The following is a 2,308-nucleotide window of genomic DNA, read 5'->3' as shown; positions in this document are numbered from 1 at the left end:
GTATTCCTTTGATGGGAGCCTAATCGGTGCGCGCGGCGTTCATGTTGGGGATCGGCATTTTTCGTGCCGTGGCAAAAAAATTAGCAGCATCAAATGGACGGGCGCGGAGTCGGCATTGTCATGAGCGCCCCCCACAAACTGGCACCATGATCTCCTAAAATGCGCGTTCCGGTGGGCATCATGCTATCCTCATAACCGGCGGCAATCATCTTCATGCGAAGCCGATCAAGGCCACCTTCAACAGCGATTACTACCGAAATGTCAGCACAGTGAAACCGGCGGATCGCCGTGTCCGTCATCTGGCAGTTTAGGGCGGGATTGTCGACCAACGAAATCGCAACCGCCTTGATGAGACAATCATTTATAGATATTCTTATTGTCGGACCCACTTCGTTGATCGCTGCCCGCCAACGCAGAAGAGCATCAACTTCGGTGGCAACAAGGCGGAAGTGAGGAATCGTCTGATTTGCCTGCGTCATCCGAGCGGCTATGGCTTTCCGCAACGGCGTTAAGGGAACCTCGGTGAAAGAGCGGGACATCAGGCTTCAATCGTTCCAATGACCGCGTTGGTCTCTACCGTTGCACCTTCCGGTGCAGCGATTGTCGTCAAAATGCGGTTCGCGGGTGCTTCGACTTCTCCAGTGGCCTTAGCTGTCTCGACTTCCACGACAAACAGCCTCGCCGATACTTTTTAACCAGCGAACGATTGTAGCTTCCTTGAGCCCATTCCACTGGAGGGTAAGATAATGTCCGTTGTCATCTTTGCTTCCGATCTATTCAGAGTATTCGAAGGTCTCAGAGCAGCCGCCGTACGGCGGCGATGATGCTATCCTTCGTCGGGTAGAAGTTCTTCTCGAGGGTCGGACTGAACGGTACGTGAATGTCCGGAGCGCTCAGACGTAGAATCGGTTGCTTCAAAAGTTCGAAAGCTTCTTCCGCCATCACCGCAGCGATTTCACTTCCCACGTTACAGACTCGGTGAGCATTCTCAACGATCACAACCCTTCCGGTCTTGGCGACGGAGGTTTTGAACGTCTCATGGTCGAGCGGCTTCAACGTCCGTGGGTCAATCACTTCGACCGAAATGCCTTCCCTGGCGAGCGCTTCAACTGCGTCCAGCGCCGGCCGAAGGGCGCCTGCGATAGCGATAAGGGTGACGTTGCTTCCCTCGCGTTTCACATCCGCTTTGCCAATCGGAACTAAATGGTCCGGATCTGTGGGCACATTCCCCTTGAGCGGCCACAGCCTTTTCTCTTCGAAGACGAGCACAGGATCGCCGTCGCGAATGGCCGATTTCATAAGCCCTTTAATATCAGCGGGGCTGGTCGGGCTGATGATCTTGAGACCTGGCACATTCATGAAAAGCGGATAGGGCCGGTCGGCATGCTGCGCCGCCATCGACCCCGTGGAGAACATACAGCAACGAATCACGATAGGAATGTCGATCTGGCCTCCAGTCATATACCGCAATTTCGAGGCCTGATTGATGATCTGATCCGAGGCGAGATAGGCAAAGCTGGCAAATCCGAGGTCTACTATCGGTCGCAATCCGTTGATAGCAGCTCCGATTCCTACGCCGGTGAAACTGCCTTCCGAAATAGGCATGTCCCAAATCCGATGCTTGCCGAATCGCTCAACAAGCTTGTCACCTCCATAGACCGAGATGTCCTCTCCCATTAGAACGACCCGCTCATCGCGATCCATTTCCTCCATCTGCGCCTGCATAAGCGCTTCAAGGTAGGTCATCTGAACATAGGCGTCGGGCGTCGTAGCAAGTATCTGCGCATCAGTTCGCATGTCGATCAATTCCTCTCGAGCTCAGCCGCAGCTCCCGCAACAGGCGAGTTAAACAGGTAGTCGGGCAACGTCTCGGGCCGAGGCATTGGACTAGCCAAAGCAAATTTGACAGCCTGTTTCACCGCTTCGGTCACTTCTTCCTCAATTTCTGCAAGACTCCCTTCGTTTATGCCTTCTTCGAGGAGCACAGTCCGATACAGTACGATGGGATCGCAATGGCGCTTGTAGCTATCGACTTCTTCGATCGATCGATACGGCTCCCCCGGGATGACCAGCCCGAAACTGTGCTCGTCGAACCGGTACGTGTTGGCAACGATGAGAGTGGGTCCCTCGCCCGCGCGAGCCCGCGTGACAGCCCGTGCCGCGGCTTCATAGACGGCGCACACGTCCTGCCCATCAACCGTCACCCCTGGCATACCGTAGCCCGCTGCCCGCAGTGCAATGTCGGGCTGACCGTGGCTTCGCGCCACCGAGGTGGTGATTGCATAGCCGTTGTTCTCACAAAGATAGA

Annotated in this window: 3 protein-coding genes; all 3 read right to left on the bottom strand. The window is 55.2% G+C overall.

The window, feature by feature from the left end; translation table 11 throughout:
- Positions 1-89 precede the first annotated feature (89 nt).
- Complete coding sequence (locus EOA86_RS31255; protein WP_091600666.1) at positions 90-539, bottom strand: 2-oxo acid dehydrogenase subunit E2; 450 nt, start codon at positions 537-539, stop codon at positions 90-92.
- A gap of 256 nt (positions 540-795) precedes the next feature.
- Complete coding sequence (locus EOA86_RS31245; protein ID WP_128345132.1) at positions 796-1,797, bottom strand: alpha-ketoacid dehydrogenase subunit beta; 1,002 nt, start codon at positions 1,795-1,797, stop codon at positions 796-798.
- A 5-nt stretch (positions 1,798-1,802) separates the two neighbouring features.
- Positions 1,803-2,308: thiamine pyrophosphate-dependent enzyme (locus EOA86_RS31240; protein ID WP_245497431.1), on the bottom strand; the 506-nt coding region annotated here is incomplete at its 5' end.

The organism is Mesorhizobium sp. M5C.F.Ca.IN.020.32.2.1, assembly GCF_004023105.1.
In the GTDB taxonomy this organism is placed as follows: Bacteria; Pseudomonadota; Alphaproteobacteria; order Rhizobiales; family Rhizobiaceae; genus Mesorhizobium; species Mesorhizobium wenxiniae.
This window is presented reverse-complemented; position numbering and strand designations above follow the sequence as displayed.

Coding starts and splice junctions, on each gene's coding strand:
- EOA86_RS31245 (WP_128345132.1), bottom strand. CDS start 1,797: ATGCGAACTGATGCGCAGATACTTGCTACGACGCCCGACGCCTATGTT.
- EOA86_RS31255 (WP_091600666.1), bottom strand. CDS start 539: ATGTCCCGCTCTTTCACCGAGGTTCCCTTAACGCCGTTGCGGAAAGCC.